The sequence below is a fragment of the Arthrobacter sp. MMS18-M83 genome (assembly GCF_026683955.1).
Taxonomy (GTDB): Bacteria; Actinomycetota; Actinomycetes; order Actinomycetales; family Micrococcaceae; genus Arthrobacter.
Map to the genome: position 1 here is coordinate 1651308 of NZ_CP113343.1, position 20887 is coordinate 1672194.

The 20887-nt window shown below is 63.8% G+C and carries 18 protein-coding genes and 1 pseudogene; 10 read left to right on the plus strand and 9 right to left on the minus strand.

Annotated features, from left to right (window positions below):
• Positions 1-509 precede the first annotated feature (509 nt).
• On the plus strand, positions 510-1151 hold the full coding sequence (gene trhA / locus OW521_RS07785) for a PAQR family membrane homeostasis protein TrhA (RefSeq protein ID WP_268024268.1): 642 nt from the start codon (positions 510-512) through the stop codon (positions 1149-1151).
• Between the two features lie 34 nt (positions 1152-1185).
• Here the strand turns inward: trhA and OW521_RS07790 are convergent, their stop codons facing one another.
• From OW521_RS07790 to mca, 3 genes are all read right to left on the minus strand, one after another.
• A complete protein-coding gene (locus OW521_RS07790; RefSeq protein ID WP_268024270.1) occupies positions 1186-3429 on the minus strand; it encodes a thioredoxin domain-containing protein in 2244 nt (747 codons plus the stop codon).
• Positions 3407-3715, minus strand: coding sequence for a hypothetical protein (locus OW521_RS07795; RefSeq protein ID WP_268024272.1), 309 nt, complete (start codon positions 3713-3715; stop codon positions 3407-3409). The genes OW521_RS07790 and OW521_RS07795 overlap by 23 nt, the downstream gene beginning before the upstream one ends.
• 70 nt (positions 3716-3785) lie before the next feature.
• Entirely contained in the window at positions 3786-4691 is a 906-nt protein-coding gene (gene mca / locus OW521_RS07800; protein WP_268024274.1) for a mycothiol conjugate amidase Mca, read from the minus strand.
• A 114-nt stretch (positions 4692-4805) separates the two neighbouring features.
• Here mca and OW521_RS07805 point away from each other — a divergent pair, with 114 nt between their 5' ends.
• Both OW521_RS07805 and greA read left to right on the plus strand, forming a co-directional pair.
• The gene (locus tag OW521_RS07805) at positions 4806-5264 is read left to right on the plus strand and encodes a DUF4307 domain-containing protein (protein ID WP_268024276.1); all 459 of its coding nucleotides are present in this window, start codon (positions 4806-4808) and stop codon (positions 5262-5264) included.
• 153 nt (positions 5265-5417) lie between these two features.
• Positions 5418-5912: a transcription elongation factor GreA gene (greA, locus tag OW521_RS07810; protein WP_268024278.1), complete on the plus strand. Its 495-nt coding sequence runs from the start codon at positions 5418-5420 to the stop codon at positions 5910-5912.
• Between the two features lie 162 nt (positions 5913-6074).
• On the opposite strand, the gene OW521_RS07815 is transcribed toward greA, so the two are convergent.
• From OW521_RS07815 to OW521_RS07835, 5 genes and pseudogenes are all read right to left on the minus strand, one after another.
• On the minus strand, positions 6075-7352 hold the full coding sequence (locus tag OW521_RS07815) for a DDE-type integrase/transposase/recombinase (protein ID WP_268024280.1): 1278 nt from the start codon (positions 7350-7352) through the stop codon (positions 6075-6077).
• A gap of 135 nt (positions 7353-7487) precedes the next feature.
• On the minus strand, positions 7488-8111 hold the full coding sequence (locus OW521_RS07820) for a rhomboid family intramembrane serine protease (RefSeq protein ID WP_268024282.1): 624 nt from the start codon (positions 8109-8111) through the stop codon (positions 7488-7490).
• Between the two features lie 12 nt (positions 8112-8123).
• Positions 8124-9362 (minus strand): threonine ammonia-lyase, encoded by a 1239-nt coding sequence (gene ilvA, locus OW521_RS07825; RefSeq protein ID WP_268024284.1) that lies wholly within the window; start codon positions 9360-9362, stop codon positions 8124-8126.
• 3 nt (positions 9363-9365) lie between these two features.
• Positions 9366-10691, minus strand: a pseudogene (locus tag OW521_RS07830) (AI-2E family transporter).
• A gap of 41 nt (positions 10692-10732) precedes the next feature.
• Positions 10733-11683 (minus strand): aldose 1-epimerase family protein, encoded by a 951-nt coding sequence (locus OW521_RS07835; protein WP_268024286.1) that lies wholly within the window; start codon positions 11681-11683, stop codon positions 10733-10735.
• Between the two features lie 103 nt (positions 11684-11786).
• On the opposite strand from OW521_RS07835, the gene galT reads away from it, so the two are divergent.
• Genes galT through OW521_RS07850 form a run of 3 tightly spaced genes read left to right on the plus strand, consistent with a single transcriptional unit; the run spans position 11787 to position 15378 of the window.
• Positions 11787-12920: a galactose-1-phosphate uridylyltransferase gene (galT, locus tag OW521_RS07840; protein WP_268024288.1), complete on the plus strand. Its 1134-nt coding sequence runs from the start codon at positions 11787-11789 to the stop codon at positions 12918-12920.
• Positions 12917-14086 carry a galactokinase gene (gene galK / locus OW521_RS07845; protein ID WP_268024290.1) on the plus strand — a complete coding sequence of 390 codons (1170 nt, stop codon included), beginning with the start codon at positions 12917-12919 and terminating at the stop codon, positions 14084-14086. Before galT ends, galK begins: the two co-directional genes overlap by 4 nt.
• A gap of 53 nt (positions 14087-14139) precedes the next feature.
• Positions 14140-15378 carry an acetyl-CoA C-acetyltransferase gene (locus OW521_RS07850; RefSeq protein ID WP_268024292.1) on the plus strand — a complete coding sequence of 413 codons (1239 nt, stop codon included), beginning with the start codon at positions 14140-14142 and terminating at the stop codon, positions 15376-15378.
• Positions 15379-15410: 32 nt separating this feature from the next.
• Here OW521_RS07850 and OW521_RS07855 read toward each other — a convergent pair whose 3' ends face one another.
• On the minus strand, positions 15411-16283 hold the full coding sequence (locus OW521_RS07855) for a Bax inhibitor-1/YccA family protein (RefSeq protein ID WP_268024294.1): 873 nt from the start codon (positions 16281-16283) through the stop codon (positions 15411-15413).
• A gap of 424 nt (positions 16284-16707) precedes the next feature.
• Here OW521_RS07855 and OW521_RS07860 point away from each other — a divergent pair, with 424 nt between their 5' ends.
• The 4 genes from OW521_RS07860 to OW521_RS07875 are packed head-to-tail and all read left to right on the plus strand — an operon-like array spanning position 16708 to position 20749.
• Positions 16708-17982 (plus strand): branched-chain amino acid ABC transporter permease, encoded by a 1275-nt coding sequence (locus OW521_RS07860; RefSeq protein ID WP_268025749.1) that lies wholly within the window; start codon positions 16708-16710, stop codon positions 17980-17982.
• Positions 17983-17991: 9 nt separating this feature from the next.
• Positions 17992-18960, plus strand: coding sequence for a branched-chain amino acid ABC transporter permease (locus OW521_RS07865; protein ID WP_268024296.1), 969 nt, complete (start codon positions 17992-17994; stop codon positions 18958-18960).
• The gene (locus tag OW521_RS07870) at positions 18957-19967 is read left to right on the plus strand and encodes an ABC transporter ATP-binding protein (protein ID WP_268024297.1); all 1011 of its coding nucleotides are present in this window, start codon (positions 18957-18959) and stop codon (positions 19965-19967) included. Before OW521_RS07865 ends, OW521_RS07870 begins: the two co-directional genes overlap by 4 nt.
• Positions 19964-20749: an ABC transporter ATP-binding protein gene (locus OW521_RS07875; protein WP_268024299.1), complete on the plus strand. Its 786-nt coding sequence runs from the start codon at positions 19964-19966 to the stop codon at positions 20747-20749. Before OW521_RS07870 ends, OW521_RS07875 begins: the two co-directional genes overlap by 4 nt.
• The last annotated feature ends 138 nt before the right edge of the window (positions 20750-20887 follow it).

Below are 20887 nucleotides of genomic sequence, written 5' to 3' on the forward strand. Positions count from 1 at the left end.
TCCTGGAGTCCTGCTTGCGGTGGTTGTTTTCTCAATAGCGGAAGCCTTCTTTACACCCATGTTGAGCACTGTTTTCGCAGGCATCGGCGGTCGCCGCTCGCACCCCGAGCTCCTTAACATGCGACAAATCTCCACGGGCATCGGCGAATCCGCTGGCAGCCTCGTTGGCGGCGCGGTGTTCACCGTGTCCCAAGCTGCTGGTTGGAACACGGCCTATTGGGCTGCACTCGCCGTGCTTGCATTTCAGTGGTCAGCACCGTCCGCAAGTGATAGATGACAAGCAACTCGAGAACTTGCAACCGTCGGAGTTACACACTTAACAACAGGCAGCTACCCACAAGTTAGCTGCCCTCACACAAACAACCATCGCCACCTCCGGCGCGCGGCCGAAGGTGCACCACCAAGGCTACCTTCCCAAGCTGGGCCGCTGGCACACCGAAGTCTTGAAACTCGATTGAAACGATCGTTACTCGACAGTAACTTATCCGGACGCGGGTTACGCTTAAACGATGTCGGAGCTGCTCGCAATCAAGCCAAGGTGGCGCGGCTGGATACACGCTGTAGCCACGCCGTTCGCCGTCGCAGCAGGAATCGCCCTGGTGACGCTGGCTCCTACGGCCGACCGGAAGATCGCATCGGCCATCTACGCTTTCACGGGTGTACTGCTCTTCGGCGTGTCCGCGGTCTACCATCGCGGCAATTGGGAGCCGAAAACCAGAATGATCCTCAAACGGCTAGACCACACAAACATCATGTTGGTGATCGCCGGCAGCTACACCCCCTTGGCGTGGTCGCTATTGGAGCGGCCCAAGGCAGTGCTCCTGCTGTGGGTCATCTGGTCAGGGGCGCTGTTGGGAGTGTTGTTCCGGGTCCTCTGGACCGGTGCTCCGCGTTGGCTCTACGTGCCAATCTACGTTGCACTCGGCTGCGGCGCGTTGTTCTATTTGCCGGAGTTCTTCGCGGCAAATGCCCTCGTCGCGATCCTGATTTGCGTGGGCGGAGCCCTATACATCGCGGGCGCCGTTTTCTATGGAATCAAGAAGCCAAACTTCAGCCCCCGGAACTTCGGCTTCCATGAACTCTTCCACGCCCTCACGGTGTTGGCCTTCGCAGCGCATTTTGCCGCAATCATGATTGCGGTCCTGGGCTAGCTGGTGCCCTGGGCTGGCCCCGGCCGGGCAAGCCTCAGCTCTCCGTCATCGCCGCAAGGCGCTGCCCCAGTTCCTCGACCGAGCGCAGCGGCAGGTCACAGACCATCCCCCGGCACAAGTAAACCTGCGGTGAGCCGTCCGCGGCAGCCACCCGGGCCTCAAGCAGTGGCACCTCAAGTTGCATGACGCGGGTCTCCGGGCGCGCGCCGTCGTCGGCCGCCTCTTCGCCAGCTTCCCCGCTCTGCACGGCCACCACCATTCCCGGGCTCGGAGAGGCCAGCAGGGCACGGTGGAGTTCCCGCTGGATCGGACCAGCGGGGCCGGATACTGCTGCCTCTATGGGGCCAGCCGCGGCCGCTTGGGCGGTCGCGAGGAGCCAGCCCACCACGCGCGGTGCCCGGCCGGCTATCGGCGGCAGAAGGGACAGGATGTTGCTTGCCATGAATCTGTGCTCGTGCGAACCCGAGTACGCAGCGTAGCTCAGCAGCACACCGGCAAATGCCGCTGCTCCGCTGGGCGCCGCAGTGTCGAAGGGGTCCAACCCCGGGTGCTGCCCTTGGGCGTTGAACACCTGGGCGGACTCCCCCACGGAGTCGGACAACGTGCCGTCCACCACGAACCGCGCGCAAGCTCCGCGGATCAATTCTTCCGCGAACCGGTACCAGCGCCGGTGGCCAGTCACGGCGTAGAGGGCCAAGAAGCCTTCGGCACAGAACGCGTAGTCTTCCAACAGACCACCGATCCCTCGCGCAACGCCATCGTGCGAGACCCTGATCAGCACCCTCGCATCTGGTTCAGAGGCACCGGAACCAGGCCCACCGGAACCAGACGCCGGACGCCAATGTACGCGTACCAAGTACGCGGCCACGCTTTCCGCGGCGGCGATCAGTTCAGGCCTGTCCAGGACCGCACCAGCTTCGGCAAGCGCTGCGATGGCCAGTCCGTTCCATCCCGCCACTACCTTGTCGTCCCGCGCAGGCTGGGGGCGCGCAGACCGGGCAGCACGCAAGGCGGGCCGGACACGGTTCCACAACCGCGATTCCGCCCCGGTCAGTTGGCGCCCAGGATGGAGCGGGGATCCAAGCGCCGAGACTGTGCCCGATGCCCCCACGTTCATCAGCCTTGCCACGGCCGCCCCATCCCCTGGGCCTAGCACGGCTTCGAGGCTTTCAGGGGTCCACAGGTAGGATGCCCCTTCGTGATGCACGCCATCCACCACGGTATCGGCGTCTAGCGAGGACGCAAGCCCTCCCGGGGCGGCCGGGTCCCCCACGCCGAGCGAATCCAGCATCCAATCCGCCACCCGCGAAGCCACCAGCGCTGCCTCGCCCGCCGGCATGGCCCAGTCACCGCGCAGCCTGACCCAATGGACGTAGGCGCGAAGAAGCTGGGCATTGTCGTAGAGCATTTTCTCGAAATGCGGCAAGGACCAATCGGCAGTGACCGAATACCGGGCAAAGCCTCCGTCGAGTTGGTCGCACAGTGCGGAACGGGCCATAGCAGCGAGCGTGCGGCCGGCCATGTCGCGGGCGGCGTCGGACGTGTCCGACCCCACGGCAGCGTGCCGGATCAAGAACTCAAGAACCGCCGACGGCGGGAATTTGGGTGCGCCGCCGAAGCCCCCGCCGTCGGGGTCCTCCGAACGGGCGAGAACGCGCACTGCTTCCGACAGCAGGCTTCTGTCCAGGATTTCAGGTGGCCTGTCCAAGGAGACGGCCGTGGCGAGTTGGGCATCGGCCATGCCGGCCGCGAGCCCCCGTGCATTCTGCTCGACGGCGTCGCGGCGTTCCAGCCATGCCTCGCGGACCGCCTCAAGCACTTGCCGGAAGGACGGCCGCCCGGGCTGGGGCGCTGGCGGGAAATACGTGCCCGCATGGAAGGCCAGGCCCTCGGGCGTCAGGAAAACGGACATCGGCCAACCGCCCTCGCCACTGATGGCCTGGGTGGCTGCCATGTAGATCGAATCCACGTCGGGGCGTTCTTCGCGATCCACTTTGATGGCCACGAAGTGGGCGTTCAAGTAGTCTGCCGTGTCTTGGTCTTCGAAGGACTCGTGGGCCATGACGTGGCACCAATGGCACGCGGCATAGCCAATGGAAAGAAAGACGGGCACATCGCGGGCCGCCGCGAATGCGAAGGCCTCGTCCCCGAACGGCCGCCAGTGCACCGGGTTGTGCGCGTGTTGGCGCAGATAAGCGGACGGTTCGGAGCCGAGGGCATTGGATGCCCCCGGCCATTCCCGGGTGGTGCCCGGGTCAGCGGGCTCCGGGGCCGGCATCGCCGTCGGGGTCTTCCGCGTTCGGCTTGCCCGAGGCAACGCCGCCGTCATCGGCGCCGCCGGTTTCTGCGACCAGCTGGGCTTCTTCAACCTGGGCACGGTAGCGGACCCGGCGGATACGACGGACCATGTCCACGATCAGGAAGGTCGTGAGCACCACGATGAAGGCAGTCAGGACGAAGCCCCAGGTCCCCGGGGTCACTTGGTCTTCCGACAAGCCGGGGCGCAGCGACGGGGTCGGGGTAGGCGACGGAGTCGTGGCCAGGGCGATGAGAAAGTGGTGCACGGTTCAAACCTTCTTTGGGAGTTTCCAGCCGGTTGGCGACTTCTACATGTGATAGAAATCGCCGGCGATCCTATCTTAGCCCTGCGAACAGGTCCTTTTCCGGCAGTTCGGCCGGGATCCGGGAGTGGACCAGAGTGAAGTCTTCCCACGGCCACGCCCTGCGCTGCATCGCCGGGGAGACAGCGAAAAAGAAGCCGAGCGGATCAACCTGCGTTCGGTGCGCCCGGAGGGCATCGTCACGAGCCTCGAAATAGTCCCCGCAATCCACCTGCGTGGTGGTCTGGTGCATCGGCCTCGGAGGAGTATGTCCTTCAGCGTCGGCTTCGAGCCAGGAAGCCAACCGTTCCGCGTAGGGCGATTGCAGGCCGGCTTCTTCGAGCGCGAAATGCAAGGCACGGAAGCGGTCAGGGCTGAAGGCGCGATCGTAATACAGTTTGCTGGGCTCCCAGCTTTCGCCTGTCCCGGGGTAGCGCGTTGGGTCTCCGGCAGCATGGAACGCTTCGACGGCAACCTTGTGGGCCATGATGTGGTCCGGATGCGGGTAGCCACCGTTTTCGTCGTAGCTCACTACGACGTGCGGCTTGAAATCACGGATCAAGCGGACCAGGGGCGCCGCCGCGCGCTCAAGGGGCTGAAGCGCGAAGCAACCCTCAGGCAGGGGCGGCAACGGATCGCCGTCGGGCAGCCCGGAATCCACGAAACCCAACCAACGCTGTTTGACTCCCAGCACGGCGGCCGCTTCCTTCATTTCAAGGCGACGCGCGCCCGCCATGTCCCGCTTCGGGTGCGGGGCCGATTCCATGGCCGGGTTCTGGATGTCGCCCCGCGAACCGTCAGTGCACGTGGCCACCATGACCTCGACGCCGGATGCCGCGTACATCGCCATGGTTGCCGCGCCCTTGCTTGATTCGTCGTCCGGATGCGCGTGGACGGCGAGCAGCCGGAGCTGTGTGTCGGGGCTGCTGGATGTGCTCATCCGGTACGGTTCCTCTTTCCGGGTAATACTCTTCTGGGGTTGCTGATGGCTGGTTGCCGCTCAGGCGTCTCCGCTGTGTGCAACGAGGTGCCGGAAGCCCACTAAACTAGGTGGGTGACTTCGGAGGACCCATCGGGCACGGCGCTGCCGGCAACTAACAGCCTAGCCAATCGCTACGGCAGCCAAAAGCGCGCCTTCGGCGGGAAGACCAAACGCAACATCGTGATCGCCGCCCTCGTCCTTGGAATCGGGTTCCTGGCTTGGGTCACCACGTCTTCCTCGCAATCGTCTGTGTCATATAAGGATCTCGGCTACAGCTCCACGGACGCCACCCAGTCCGAGGTCGATTTCCAGGTCACCAAGAACCCTGCTGCCACGGCAAAGTGCGCCGTCAAGGCCATGGACTCGAAGTTCGCGGTGGTCGGCTGGAAAGTCGTCCAGATTGGCCCGAATGCCCCCAAGGACGGCGCCGACGGCGGCCAGACAACTGTCCAAAGGACCATCCTGCACACAGAGTCCGGGGCAGTGTCCGCCGTCGTGGACAACTGCTGGATTGTCGACAACGGCAAATAACAAACGTGTGACCCGCGACTCAGCGAGCTTGGGTTTGTCCACAGGATTGACTACACTGGATCAATACCTTAACCCCGCTGAGTTGGTTGCTGAGTTCCACGAGTGGCCTGCACCGGCGGGGTCTTTGCTTGTCAGATCCATAAGGAGAAGTCCGTGTCGACCACCAACAGCGCGCCTGCAGCTTGGCTTACCCAGGACGCATTTGACCGCTTGAAGGCAGAGCTGGACCACCTTTCCGGCCCTGGCCGTGCGGAGATCGTACAGAAGATCGAAGCCGCCCGTCAGGAAGGCGACCTCAAGGAAAACGGCGGTTATCACGCCGCGAAGGAAGAGCAGGGCAAGATCGAGGCCCGTATCCGCCAGCTGACCGCGCTCCTGCGCGATGCCCAGGTTGGCGAGGCTCCGGCCGACGACGGAATCGTCGAGCAGGGCATGCTCGTCGTAGCTCGCATCGCCGGTGACGAAGAGACCTTCCTGCTCGGATCCCGCGAAATCGCTGGCGATTCCGATCTCAACGTCTTCAGCGAGAAGTCTCCGCTGGGCGTGGCGATCATGGGCCATAAGGAAGGCGACAAGATCAGCTACGTCGCCCCCAACGGCAAGGAAATCCCCGTGGAGATCGTTTCCGCCAAGCCGTACGCCGGCTGATAGTCCGCAAACAACAACGCCGGCCCTCCCCTTCGCGCGGAGGGCCGGCGTTTTGCTTTAGCTTTCCCAACTGACTCGCAGTTGTTGTCGTTTTGATGGCTTGTCATGTCTCGGGACCTCGTGGACAGTTCATGTCTCATGACCTTGTGGACGGTTGATGTCTCATGATTTCGTGGACACTTCGTCCGTGGGTGGTTTGAGGCGCGGGTAGCGTGTCCGTTTCCGGCGTGCTCCGGCGGGGTCTGCTGCGATGCCTGAGGGTTTGCCGTTGCCGACGTAGCGGGTGCCTTTGACAGGCAGGGGGTGGGTGGTGATCTCGGTGCCGCGGGTGTCGAAGAACATGATCTCGGCGTGGTCGTAAACGATGTGCACGGTGCTCCCGGCCAGGTCCTGGCCGATGTTGAACGCGGTTCCCAGCACGGTAACGCGGCCGTCGTTCCTGACGAGCCGTTGCGTGCTCCGGGCCGTTGCCGGGACGGTCATGGCGGGTTCCGGGAGGGCCGGTGCGGGTGTTTTCGGGGTCGCGTCCCAGGCTTCCTGCGGGGTCAGGGCCCCGGGCAGGGCCTGGTGTTCGCGTTCGGTGTTGTAGTAGTGGTCGAAGGTATCGATCTGGGCTTGCAGGACGGGAATCGACGGGGCCGGCGGCTGGCGGTGCAGGTACTGGTGCAGGGTGCGGTGGAAGCGTTCGTTCTTGCCCTGGGTGGTGGGTTTGCCCGGTCTGCCGGTGATCGGTTCCACACCGTGGGATTTGAGGAACTCCACGAGTGCGCCGGTGCGTCCGCGGCGGGTCGGGTTCAGGGCCGCGCCGTTGTCGGAGAGGAATTTCTCCGGCACGCCGTGGCGTTCGATGGCCAGGGCGACGACGGCGATCGCGGCCTCGCTCGTTTCCCCGGTGGCCGCCAGGGAGGCCAGGGCCAGGCGGGAGTGGTCATCGAGGAGCTGGAAGACCGCCACGGTCTTCCCGTCGGCCAGCCGCCACTCGGTCGCGTCGATCTGCCAGCACGCGTTCGGTTGCGGGTAGACGAACCGCTGGTAGGCGCTGCGGGGCTTCTTCCGCGGCTCGGGCACCACGACACCGGCCCGGTCGAAGATCCTGGCCACCGTCGCCCGGGACGGCGGGGCGAAGCCTTGCCGGGACAGCTTTGCGATTACCGACAACGGGCCGTGATCCAGCCCCTTGGCCTCAAGATCCGCCCGGGTGGCCAGCAGGAGTTCGACCATCGCCGGTGCCGTGGCTTTCGGGCTGGTCAACGGCACCGGGCGCTTGATCTCCAGGGCCTTCACCGGCCCGACGCGTCCGGCCGCCGTGCGGACCTTGTAGAACCAGGCACGCGAGACACCGTGTTCGGTGCAGAACGCGCTCACGGCACCGCGTGGCGCATCGGCCGGCCACGTAGCAACGGCATGACGGACACTGATCTTCGGGGCGGGTTTGCTCATGAACCAGAGCAAACCCGCCCCGTCTGTCTACGAGGTCCTGAGACACACTGTCCACGAAGTCATGAGACATAAGTGTCCATTAAGTCATGAGACTCCACAGTCGTTTTGATGGCTCAGAACGACAACAACTGCGAGCTAGTTGGGCTGCGCCTGGGCACGGGGGCGCGGGCGCAGCAGCACCGCGGCCGCCACTCCCCCGATGGCCCCGCCGAGGTGCGCTTGCCACGAGACGAAACCCATCACGGTGGGCAGCACGCCGAACAAGATGCTGCCGTAGGCCAGGAACAGCACGACCGAGAGCAGGATCTGCCACCAGCTGCGGTTGAAGAAGCCCCGCACCAACAGGAAGGCAAAGAGTCCGAAGACCAGGCCCGAGGCGCCCACGGTCACGCCTCCCCCGCCGATCAACCAAACCGTAACGCCTGAACCCAGCCAACTGAACGCCAACGCCGTCAGGAACACCCGGAGACCGGAGAGAAACACCAGGAAACCGAAGATGACCAGCGGCAGCACATTGGACAGGAGATGTCCGAAATTGGCGTGGAGCAGCGGGAAGGTCAGGATGTCGAATACACCGTCCAGGCTCCGGGAGCGCAGCCCGAACACGCTGTTGAGGCTATGCAACATCAAGGTGTTGACCAACTCGATCACAGCCAGCAGCACTACGAAGCCACCCATGAACAGCAACCCGCTCCGGGCTCGGGTGGCCAGGGACTCCTTTGCCGGTGCCCGCCCGTCTCCGTTCGTGTAGAGCGCCATTTCAGCTGCCTGTCAGTGCACCACGATCGGGTGGAAGCCTTCGGCTCGAAGGGCCGCCAGGACCTGCTCGCTGTGCTCGTGGCCTTTGGTTTCCAGGTTGACGGTGATGGAGACATCGCCCATGCTGATCGAGCCGCCCACCCGGGTGTGGTCCAAGCCGGTCACATTGGCATCGTTTTCGGCGATGATACGGGCGATCGTGGCCAAGGAACCCGGCCGGTCATCAAGCATCATTCGGACAGTCATGTACCGTCCGGCCGCTGAGAGGCCGCGCTGGATCACTTTTAGCATCAACATGGGGTCGATGTTGCCGCCGGAGAGGATGACGACAGTGGTTCCCGGGTTTTCGATCTTGCCATCCATGAGCGCAGCGACGCCGACCGCACCGGCGGGCTCAACCACCATCTTGGCCCGCTCCAGCAGGAAGATGAGTGCGCGCGCCAAGGAGTCCTCGCTGACGGTGACGACGTCGTCTACGAGTTCGCGGATGATGCTGAAGGGCAGCTGGCCAGGACGTCCGACGGCGATGCCGTCCGCCATGGTGGAAACCTTCTTGAGCGGCACCAAGGCATCGGCGGCGAGCGACGGCGGGTAGGCGGCGGCATTCTCGGCCTGCACCCCGATGATCCGGATCTCGCGCCCCAGTTCCTTGGCCCTCGCTTTGATCGCGACGGCCACACCGGCCAGCAGGCCGCCACCGCCCACGCCCATAAGGACGGTGTCGACATTGGGAACCTGGTCCAGGATTTCGAGCCCAACGGTGCCTTGGCCAGCCACGACGTCGACGTTGTCGAAGGGGTGGACGAAGACGGCGCCCGTCTCATTCGCGTAGCGCTGCGCTTCGGCAAGGGCCTCGTCCACATTGTGTCCATGGAGGATCACTTCGGCCCCGTGGCTGCGGGTCGCAGCGAGCTTCGGAAGCGCGACGCCGAGGGGCATGTAGATGCGCGCCTTGATTCCGAGGCTCTTCGCAGCCACCGCAACGCCTTGGGCGTGGTTGCCTGCCGAAGCCGCGACGACGCCGCGCTTCTTTTCCTCGGGAGACAGCCGTGCCATCCGGACGTAGGCTCCGCGGACCTTGAAGGAACCGGCCCGTTGGAGGTTCTCGCATTTGAAAAAGACCTCGCCGCCTACCATCGCTCCCAGAGCCCGTGAGGACTCGATGGGTGTCTTGGTAATGATGCCCTCGAGCAGCTCCTGCGCCTTAAGGACATCGTCCAGCGTGACGGGCAGGGTATCGAGGGTATTCACGGGTTATTCTCCTTTGTTGGTGTGGTCTGCGGCATCCTTGGGGGAAGTCCGTTCCGCAGCCGCGTTCTGGCTGGCGGCACCCTTGCCGCTGTTGGACCGCGCGCCGGTCATGGCGCCGGGAAAGTGGATTTCCTTGATGGTGGGATCCCCATCGGAGTCCCGTGTTACGGTCCCCGCGCCAGCGTACGCCGGCGTCAGTCCTTCATCATGTTCCCACGTCCGGGCGGCAATATAGCGAATCGCCGTATTTGCTACGGCGAGGAGCGGAACGGCAAAGAGCGCTCCCGGGATTCCAGCAAGGTAGGAACCGGCGGCAACGGACAGGATCACGGCAACGGGATGCAGCGATACAGCCTTGCCCATGACAAGCGGCTGCAGGATGTGGCTCTCAAGCTGCTGTACCAAAAGCACGATGCCCAGCATGATGAGCGCGTTGACGGGGCCGTTGGCTACCAAGGCCAGGAGCACTGCTATGGCTCCGGTCACGAGGGCACCCACCACGGGGATGAATGAACCGATGAACACCAGGACACCCAAGGGCAAGGCGAGGGGAACCTGGATGATTGCGGCGCCGACTCCGATGCCCACCGCGTCCACGAACGCCACGAACATCTGGATGCGGACGTAGCTGACCATGGACGACCAACCGCGCCGGCCCGCGCCGTCGGCGGCTGCGCGCGCGGCCCGGGGCAGGAGGCGCACCAAGAACCGCCAGATCCTGGATCCTTCCAGAAGGAAGAAGATGAGGATGAAGAGGGCAAGGACCATGCCGGCAGCAAAATGCCCGGCAGTACTGCCAAACGAGAGGGCCCCGCTGAGGATGCTGCTGCTGTTGTTCTGCAAGGCCGACGTGGCGTCCTGGACGTACTTGTCGATCTGGTCCGCGGTCAGATGCAGCGGCCCTTCGGCGAGCCATGCCTGGATTTGCTGGATGCCGGCGAGCGCTTCCTGCCACAGTTCGCCGAATCCCACAGCCAGTTGCCTGCCCACCAGGGCCAAGGCTCCCGCAATGACTCCGAGGAACCCCACCACGGTGATGGCGACAGCCACTCCTTACGGCATCTTGAGCTTCCTGAGCCACCCCGTGACTGGGTAGAGCAAGCCCGCAAGAAGGGAGGCGACCATGAGCGGGATGATCAGGAAGCTGACCTTCCCTAACAACCAGATGAGGGCTCCCGCAACCAGCATGATCAGTCCCACCCGCCATGCCCAGGCAGCGGCAATCCGGACTCCGTAAGGGATGTCCTGTGCAATGCGGTGCTCCGAGAGCGGCCCGTGCCCCGTTGAATCGGTGCCACTTCCTGGCGTGGCGTCCTGTGCTGGCGTCATGCCCCCATAATTCCCCAGGGCGTGCCGGATAAGGAAACCAGCTACAGCGCGCCCACAATTCCCCACTTCATGGTGAAGGCCTCCCCCGGTTCAAGCCATCGGAGGCCCTCACCGGAGTTGAAGGCGTTCGCAGGACCGGTCATGGGCTCGATCGCAACGGCTTTCGAACGGCCAGGAAAGGTGTCGGTGACGAAAACATGGACATAGGCGCAGTTTTCGTCCTGCTCCAAGCTGACGCTCCGCCCATCGGGCGCTGACAGCGTGTGCCGGGCAACGCCGCCGTCGAAGTCCAAATCCTTGAACGCCACATCGATATCGAGGCTGCCTACGGTGCGGCCGCCGCCAAGATCAAAATCGCCGTCGACCGGCACCGAGCTACGTGGGATCAGCCGTTGGTCGGCCACGAGCCTGGTACCCGCGTGAACCGTCAGCACCATCTCTTCAGGCGGAACGTCTCCAACGCGCAGATAGGGGTGGGCTCCCAGCACGAACGGTGCGGGGGCCACCGAATCATTGATGAGCGTCTGGGATACGCGCAGTGCGAGCTCGGCATCAATCCCGTACCGGACCTGATGGCGGGCCAGGAACGGGTAGCCGTGCTGTGGGAAGATCACCGCTTCGAGGGTGACCGAGAATTCGTCTTCCTCCACGAGGGCGTAAGACGAGTTGCGCAGGAGCCCGTGGCTCGCGTTGTTGCGGGACACCTCGGTGATGTCCAGCTGCTGCTTCTTCCCATCGAGGTACCAGACCCCGTCCTCCACCCGATTGGCCCACGGCGCCAAGGTGATTCCAGTGGCGCCAGGCGGGAGTTGATCGTCACCGTAACTTTCCGTGAGCTGGACACCGGCGCGGCTGAACAGGCGCAAGCCGGCAGCGAGCTCGGTGATAACGGCGAGCGCGTCGCCCCGGCGGATTTCGAATTGGCGGCCGCTGGCAAATCGCCGGGATACGGTCTCTTCGCCCGGTGCGGAATAGGGTGTTGTGGGAGGCATGGCACCACCGTACTGCATCCCGCGTGACACTCGGCCTCGTCGCTTAATGTTCAATTTTGTTAGATATTTTGCCTTTTTGAGTGCCTTATGCCACCATGAATCCATGACTCGCCTTACCAGTACACGCCTCGCCGACGGTCGGGAGCTGATCTATTTCGACGACGCCGGCTCACCGGAGCGTGAACCCGGGTCGCTGACAGATCACCGGGACCTCCCTCCACGGGCCGATCCAGGCGAGTTGCGTTATGACGCGCTGAGCGGCGAATGGGTTGCTGTCGCGGCGCACCGCCAAAGCCGCACGCACCTGCCGCCTGCGGACCAATGCCCGATCTGCCCCACCACCCCCGCGAACCCTTCGGAAATCCCCGCACCGGACTACGACGTCGTGGTTTTCGAGAACCGCTTCCCCTCGCTGGGCCCTGCAGTCGGCACAATCCCCGGCGCACCCTCTTGGGGAACATCAGGCGCCGCCTATGGCCGCTGCGAAGTTGTCTCGTTCACCCCCAGCCACACTGGATCCTTCGCTGAACTTGGCGAAACGAGGGCACGTACCGTGATCGAGGCCTGGGCACACCGGACCGAGGCCCTCAGCGCCCTCCCGGGAATCCAGCAGGTGTTTCCGTTCGAGAACCGCGGCGCCGACATCGGGGTAACGCTCCACCACCCGCACGGGCAGATCTACGCCTACCCCTACGTCACCCCGCGGGCGGCAAGCCTTGGCGCCGCCGCCGTCCGGCACTTCGACGACGTCAAAGGAAGGGAATCGCTGACGTCCTCGATCCTCAAAGCCGAACGGCAGGACGGAAGCCGCATGGTGCTCGAGGCCGAGCACTTCAGTGCCTACGTACCGTTCGCCGCCCGCTGGCCGCTGGAAGTGCACCTGGTCCCGCACCGGCAAGTCCCCGACCTCGCCGCCTTGAGTGGCGAAGAACGCGACGAACTGGCCCACGTCTACCTTGAGTTGCTCAGGCGCATGGACGCCCTCTATCCAACGCCAACGCCGTACATTTCGGCGTGGCACCAGGCACCCTTGGATGCCGCCTTGCGCCCGTCCGGCCACCTGCACCTGCAGCTCACCTCCCCGCGCCGTGCCGCCGACAAACTCAAGTACCTTGCCGGCTCCGAGGCCGCCATGGGAGCCTTCATCAACGACACCACGCCCGAATCCGTCGCCGAACGGCTGCGCGCCGTCGCCAGCGATTCCCCACAAGCTGTTCCGGAAGGGGCCACAGCATGACCTCCACTCCCGACGCTCCCGCGCTGGGCGCCCTGTTCGGACGCTTCGAGTCGATTTTCGGTTCAGAGCCCGACGGCGTGTGGCAGGCACCGGGACGCGTGAACCTCATCGGGGAGCACACCGATTACAACGAAGGCTTCGTGCTGCCCTTCGCGATCGACAAGACCGCGAAGGTTGCGGTCCGGATCCGCGATGATTCACGCATCCGCCTGCTGTCCACTTTCGGCGAGCAGGGCCTGGTGGAAGCGGACATCACAACGCTTGCCCCTGGAGCCGCCAAGGGCTGGACGAAGTATCCGCTCGGTGTGGCCTGGGCCCTGCAACAGCGCGGGATCCAGGTCCCCGGTTTCGATCTGCTCATGGATTCCGATGTCCCCCTAGGCGCGGGGCTGTCATCCTCACACGCCATCGAATGCGCCGTCATCTCGGCACTCAACGACCTCACCGCCGCGGGACTCGGCGCCGAAGACATGGTGCTCGCAACGCAGAAGGCTGAAAACGACTTCGTCGGCGCCCCGACCGGAATCATGGACCAGTCGGCCTCGCTCCGCGGATCCTCAGGCCACGCAGTCTTCCTGGACTGCCGCGACCAAAGCGTGCAGCTGGTTCCCTTCGACGCCCAGGAAGCCGGCCTCGTCCTGCTGGTTATCGACACCAAGGTCTCCCATTCGCATGCGGATGGCGGCTATGCCTCCCGCCGGGCCTCCTGCGAACTGGGCGCCCAGGTGCTGGGAGTCACAGCCCTTCGCGACGTCGGAATCGGGGATTTGGAAGAAGCCAGCGGGCTCCTGGACAGCACGACTTTCCGTCGGGTGAGGCACATTGTCACCGAGAATGACCGCGTGCTTCAGACCGTGGAGCGCCTCACCACGGACGGTCCAGCCCACATCGGCCTGCTGTTGGACGCTAGCCACGTATCCATGCGCGACGACTTCGAGATCTCCTGCCCGGAACTGGATCTTGCGGTGGAAACGTCCCGCGCCCACGGCGCAATCGGTGCCCGCATGACGGGAGGCGGATTCGGCGGCTCAGCCATCGCCCTCACCCCGGTGGGCCATGAGCAGGAGGTGCGCGACGCCGTCGTACGCGCCTTCGCCGCGGCCGGTTTTACGACGCCGGACATCTTCACCGTGACCCCGGCTGCCGGAGCCACACGCCTGGCCTGAATCCCGGGCATCCGCCCGCATTCGGCTCGCTGGCCCCGGCGTAAGCTGGGGACATGACTGAGGCTGTCATCGTTGCCACTGCCAGAAGCCCCATAGGACGGGCCTTCAAAGGGTCCCTGAAAGACGAACGTCCGGATGACCTCGCGGCGGCGATGGTGACCGCCGCGCTGGCAAAAATTCCCGCTTTCGATCCGGGAGCGCTGGATGGCCGAGGCCTCGACGACCTTTACCTTGGCTGCGCCGAACCAAGCGGCGAGGCGGGTTCGAACATTGCGCGCGTGGTGACCGTCTTGGCCGGCCTGGACACCGTGCCCGCGGCCACGATCAACCGTTTTTGCGCCTCGAGCCTGCAGACCCTCCGGATGGCCTTCCACGCCATCAGCTCCGGTGAGGGCCACACCTTTGTCTCGGCGGGGGTCGAATCCGTGTCCCGCTACCAGAACTGGGTCGGGGCCGGGGAAACTGACACCAGCCTGCATAACCCTCGGTTTGAAGGGGCGCGTGCCCGCACCGCCGCCCGGGCCGCCTCCAACACCCCATGGACGGATCCGCGCATGGGTGGACGGATGCCCGACGTGTACATCGCAATGGGACAGACCGCGGAAAACGTCGCGACAAGCCACGGAATCAGCCGGGAGGAACAGGATCGGTGGGCGGTGCTGAGCCAGAACCGTACCGAGGCGGCCATAGCCTCCGGCTTCTATGCCCGGGAGATCACGCCGTACACCCGCAAAGACGGCACCGTGGTGGACCGGGACGATTCACCCCGTGCCGGCGTCACCCTTGAAGCGGTCAGCGCATTGGAGCCGGTCTTCCGCAAAGAGGGAACAGTAACGGCCGGAAACGCGTGCCCCCTTAACGATGGCGCTGCCGCCGTCGTAATCATGAGCGATTTCAGGGCCCGGGAGCTTGGCCTCGAACCGCTGGCACGTATTGTCTCGACCGGAGTCAGTGCCCTTTCCCCGGAACTCATGGGCATGGGACCGGTGGAGTCCTCGCGCCGGGCCCTGGCCTTGGCGGGGCTGAGCATGGCAGACATTGACCTCGTGGAACTCAACGAGGCCTTCGCCGTCCAGGTGGTGGCGAGCTCCCGCGAACTCGGCATCGATCCGGAGAAACTCAACGTGCATGGTGGCGCGATCGCCCTCGGGCACCCTTTCGGCATGACTGGTGCCCGAATGACCACCACCCTGCTCAACGGCCTCCGCGAACGGGATGGCTCCTTGGGACTGGCAACCCTATGCGTCGGTGGCGGACAGGGCATGGCGGTGGTCTTCGAACGGCTGTCCTAGGCCCCGGCTGTCCTGGGCCCCGGAGTGGGTGGTTAGTCGTCCCCGCGCAGGATCGCGAGCAGGCGGATGATCTCCACGTAAAGCCAGACTAGGGTGACGGTCAAGCCAAAGGCGGCAGTCCAGGAGTACGCCTGGGGAGCACCCTGCTGGACCCCCTGCGCGATGCTCGTGAAGTCCATGACCAGCGAGAAAGCAGCCAGGCCAATCGCCAGGACTCCGATGAAGACGCCCAGCGGGATGCCGAAGATGTGCACGCTGGTGCTCAAGCCGAATGGCGAGTGGACGACGCCGGTCCACACCATGACCATGTTGATCACGGCGAAGACGAGGTAGCCGAGGGTGGCAATCATGAAGAAGCGCACCGCTTTGGGGGTTGCCCGCACCTTGCCGCTCTTGAAGAGAGCCAGCGTCACCCCGAACACGGCGAGCGTGCCGATGACGGCTTGCAGTCCGACTCCCGGGTACAAACCATCCAGGAGGCGCGTCAGGCCGCCGAGGAACAAGCCCTCAAGTCCGGCGTATGTGAGGATCAGTGCCGGAGACGGCTGCTTCTTGAAGGTGTTGACCATAGCCAGCACGAAGCCGCCCAACGCACCGACCACCATGAGGAGATTGGCCGTGCCAGGGGCCACGAACAAGGTGATGGCCGCGCCAAGCAACAGCACGGCGAGGCAGGCGGCAGTCTTGACGATGACGTCGTCGAAAGTCATGCGGCCGGTTTCGGCCGGACCGGCTGAAGGCTGGTTGTACATCTGCTGCAGCTGATCGCTGCTCATCTGCGGTTGTGCCGCCCACGCGGGCTGGCCGTACTGGTTCTGGCCGTGCGAATAGCTGGGAACAGGCGGTGCCTGCGTAGCTCCACGGAAATTCTTTCCGTTGAAGACCGGGTTGCCTCCGAGTGCCATGGTGGATGTCCTTCTTGGTAAGGGGGCGAAGTGATAGTTCACGCTACCAATTCCCACGCCTGGTCGGCAGCGAAAGTTCCACATGTTCACAGACTCTTTAGATACACCCGGGATCAACAAAGGTTCACATTAGCTGGACTAACCAAATAGTTGCCTGCAGCTTCACAGTTGTTATCTGATCGCGACGTCCCGCGCCCCCTGGGGGGCATTTTTAAGGCTGAGTGAGCGGTAGCATAAGCGGATATGGGTGACGAATGTCACAAAGGCAGTGTCACTGCAGTGAGATGTTGCCGCGGAGCCCATGACCGTTCGCACCGGCCGCAATGGCGCAGCCGGGACCACCCCCCAATGTGGAAGGTTTTCCATCTTGAGAAGCACATCCAGAGACCGGTCCAAGAGACCGTCCATGGGACTGCAGAAAGTCATGGGGGCGCTATTCGCCGTCCTCTTGGCGGCACTGCTCGCAGCCCCGGCGGCACAGGCAGACACCCCATCGCCATCGCCCGCCCCGGAACAGTTCCAGAACAGCATCAGCGGCTTCCTGCGCGACGATGCCCGCGCCCCCATCCCCGGTGTCAAGATCACTGCAACCGGCAACGGCTTCGAGGGATCCGCGACATCGGGTGCCAATGGAGCATGGAGCATCGGGGTCCCCGTGCAAGGGACCTACGAGGTCAAACTGGACACCTCCACCTTGCCCAACGGCATCAAACTTGCCGAAGGCCAGGAGAATCCCCGCAAAGTCACCTTTAGCCAGACCTCCAACCTCTCGGTGATCTTCGCCTTTGGCAAGGGCATCGTGGTCACACAGCAGGACTTCGGCCAGAACCTGCTCAACCGCCTGGTTGCGGGCCTGAGCTTCGGGCTGCTGCTCGCGCTGGCCGCCGTCGGCCTGTCCTTGATCTTCGGCACCACCGGCCTGACGAACTTCGCACATGGCGAGATGGTCACGCTCGGAGCCGTGTTGGTCTTCACCTTCAATGCGATGAACCTGCCGTTCTGGCTGGCTATCGTGCTCGCGTTGCTCGGCGGTGGACTCTTTGGCTACGTTCAAGACGCCGGACTCTGGCGCCCGCTGCGGCGGCGCGGAACCAGCCTGGTGCCCATGATGATCGTCAGTATCGGCCTCGCCTTGGCGATCCGCTACGTCATCCAATTCTTTTTCGGCGGCGCCACGCAGCAGCTGCCCTACGCCCAGAGTTCGGAAATCCAGATTGGGCCAGTGTCCATCTCGCCCAACAACCTTTGGTCCCTCGTCATCAGTGCCGTGGTCATTGCCCTGATCGGCATCGTCCTGCTCAAGACAAGGCTCGGCAAGGCAACGCGCGCAGTGGCGGACAACCCCGCCCTGGCCGCAGCCTCCGGCATCGACGTTGACTCTGTCATTCGCATCGTGTGGATCGTCGGGGGCATGTTGGCATCCCTCGGTGGCATCCTCTGGGCCTACTACCGGCCAGGGGTCACCTTCGACATGGGTTCGCAAATCCTTCTGCTCATCTTCGCCGGCGTGACCCTTGGCGGTCTTGGAACCGTCTTCGGCGCACTGATCGGTTCGATCGTCGTCGGAATCTTCGTCGAGCTGACTACAGTGTTCGGCCTCGCCGCCGACCTCAAATACGTCGGTGCCCTGTTCATCATGATTGTTGTCCTCTTGTTCCGACCGCAGGGTATCCTCGGCCGGCGTGAGCGCGTGGGTTAGGAAACGGCTATGGACTTTGGATTTATTTTCTCCAGCGCCGCGGGCGAATTGATCAGCCCGACGACGGCGGCATACGCCCTTGCCGCGCTCGGCCTCGCCGTGCACTTCGGCTACTCGGGCCTACTGAACTTCGGCCAGGCAGGATTCATGGCGGTCGGCGCGTACGGCTTCGCCATCTCGACCCTGACCTTCAAGGTTCCGTTCTTTGTCGGTTTGCTCATCGCGGTCATCTGTTCAGTGGCATTTGCGTTCATCCTGGGTATTCCCACACTGCGGCTTCGCGCGGACTACCTCGCCATCGTGACTATCGCTTCCGCGGAAATCCTGCGATACATCGTCACCACCAACCAGCTGACCGGCTTTACGGGTTCGGCTAACGGTCTGGCGGCCTTCGAAGGCGATTTCTTTGTGATGAATCCGTTCCCGCCCGGCACATACCTGGGCATGAACAACCGTGACTTCTTCATCAGGGTTGTCGGCTGGGGCCTGGTCGTCGTCTGCTGCGTCCTGGTGTGGCTCCTCATGCGCAGCCCTTGGGGACGCGTCCTGAAGGGAATTCGTGAGGACGAGAATGCTGTCCGTTCGCTCGGAAAGAACGTCTATTCCTACAAGATGCAGGCCCTGATGATCGGTGGCGTGCTTGGCGCCCTGTCGGGCATGATCTTCACCCTCCCCCGAGGCGCGGTCCAGCCATCCAACTACGGTACGGAGCTGACCTTCTTCCTGTGGACATGCCTGCTCTTGGGCGGAATGGCAACGGTCCTCGGACCCGTGATCGGCGCCATGATCTTCTGGGTGGTCTTGTCCCTGACCCAGAGCATCCTGTACGGCCTGATCGAGTCTGGAGCGGTGACATGGCTCACTACGGTCCAGGCCGGTCAACTGCGCTACATCCTGGTGGGTGTGGCCCTCATGCTCCTGATGATCTTCCGCCCGCAGGGCGTCTTCGGCAACAAGAAGGAGCTCGCATTCGCATGACTGAGCCTCGCGACAACTCGCATGATGTGAAAACAGAAGAACTCAACTACATGACTGATTCACGGCCGATCGCCATCGGCGAGAACCTACCGGGCTGCAAGAAGAGGGACCCGATCGTGGTGGCGGAAAACGTCACGCGCAGCTTTGGCGGCATCAACGCCGTCGACGTCGAGTACCTCGAGATCCCGCGGCACAAGATCACGGCACTCATCGGCCCCAACGGAGCCGGCAAAACCACCCTATTCAACCTCCTGACAGGCTTTGACACGCCTAATTCCGGTGAGTGGAAGTTCGAAGGAAACAATATCGCGGGAGTGTCTTCCTACAAGGTGGCCCGCATGGGCATGGTGCGCACGTTCCAACTGACAAAAGTCATGGGGAAGCTCACCGTCATGGAAAACATGCGGCTCGGTGCCGCAAACCAGCCAGGCGAGCGTCTCTCGAAAGCCCTGTTCAAAGGCATCTGGGGCGGCCGGGAAAAGGAAATCACGGCCCAGGCAGATGTCCTGCTGGAGAAGTTCAAGCTGGACGCCAAGAAGGACGACTACGCAGCTTCCCTCTCCGGAGGCCAGCGCAAGCTCCTGGAGATGGCCCGTTCGCTCATGGTCCGGCCGAAGCTCGTCATGCTGGACGAACCCATGGCAGGCGTCAACCCGGCGCTGACCCAGTCCCTTCTTGACCACATCAAGAACCTGAAGGCGGAAGGCATGACCGTGCTCTTCGTGGAGCACGACATGAACATGGTCCGGCACATCGCCGACTGGGTGGTGGTCATGGCCGAAGGGCGGATCGTCGCCGAAGGCCCACCAGGGGAAGTCATGAAGAACCCGGCCGTGATCGATGCCTACCTGGGCGCCCACCACGACGTCGATCTCGGCGACGCCGAGGGCATCAAGGAACTCGAGGCCGAACTCGAGGCAGACGAGGAATCGATCGTGGGCACGGAAAATGCAGGCATGATCGCCCCCGAAGTCGTCATCGCCCGTCTGGAGGAGGATGGCAAATGAGTGCAACCAGCGCAATGCCGGCAGCCGGCAGCACACCGGCCGACGAGGCCGTGGTGAGCGTCACCAACCTGGTGGCGGGGTACCTGCCCGGCGTCAACATCCTCAACGGCTGCAGCATCGAAGCCCGCAAGGGTGAACTGATCGGCATCATCGGACCCAACGGAGCAGGTAAATCCACCCTCCTGAAGGCGATGTTCGGGCTTGTGAAGGTCCACTCCGGCTCGGTGGTGGTCCGGGGGCAGGACCTCACCGGGCTGAAGGCAAACAAGCTGGTGACGAAGGGAGTCGGTTTCGTCCCACAGAACAACAACGTGTTTGCCACGCTGACCATCGAAGAGAACCTCCAGATGGGCATGTTTCAGAAGCCCAAGGCTTTTGCCGAGCGCTTCGATTTTGTGACCGAGCTCTTCCCGGAGTTGGGCAAGCGCCGCGCCCAGCGTGCGGGCTCTCTCTCCGGCGGTGAACGCCAGATGGTGGCCATGGGACGCGCCCTCATGATGGATCCGGCCGTCCTGTTGCTGGACGAGCCGTCCGCAGGCCTCTCCCCTGTCAAACAAGATGAGACCTTCCTGCGCGTCCACGAGATCAACCGAGCAGGTGTCTCGGTGATCATGGTGGAACAGAACGCCCGCCGGTGCCTCCAGATCTGCGATCGCGGCTACGTCCTGGACCAGGGCAAGGACGCGTACACCGGCACAGGCAGGGAGCTCATGAAGGACCCCAAAGTCATCCAGCTCTACCTCGGCACCCTGGCCGACACCGTGGAGGGCGACGGACACTAAGCTCAAAGCCCGGCACTGCGGTGCCGGGCTTTTTGCTGCCCGTTTTGGCGCGCCCTTCGACTGCCCCGCTTTGGCGCGCTCTCCGACCGCTCGCTCTGGCGCGCTTTCCGACCGCTCACTTTGGCGCGCTCCGGCAGC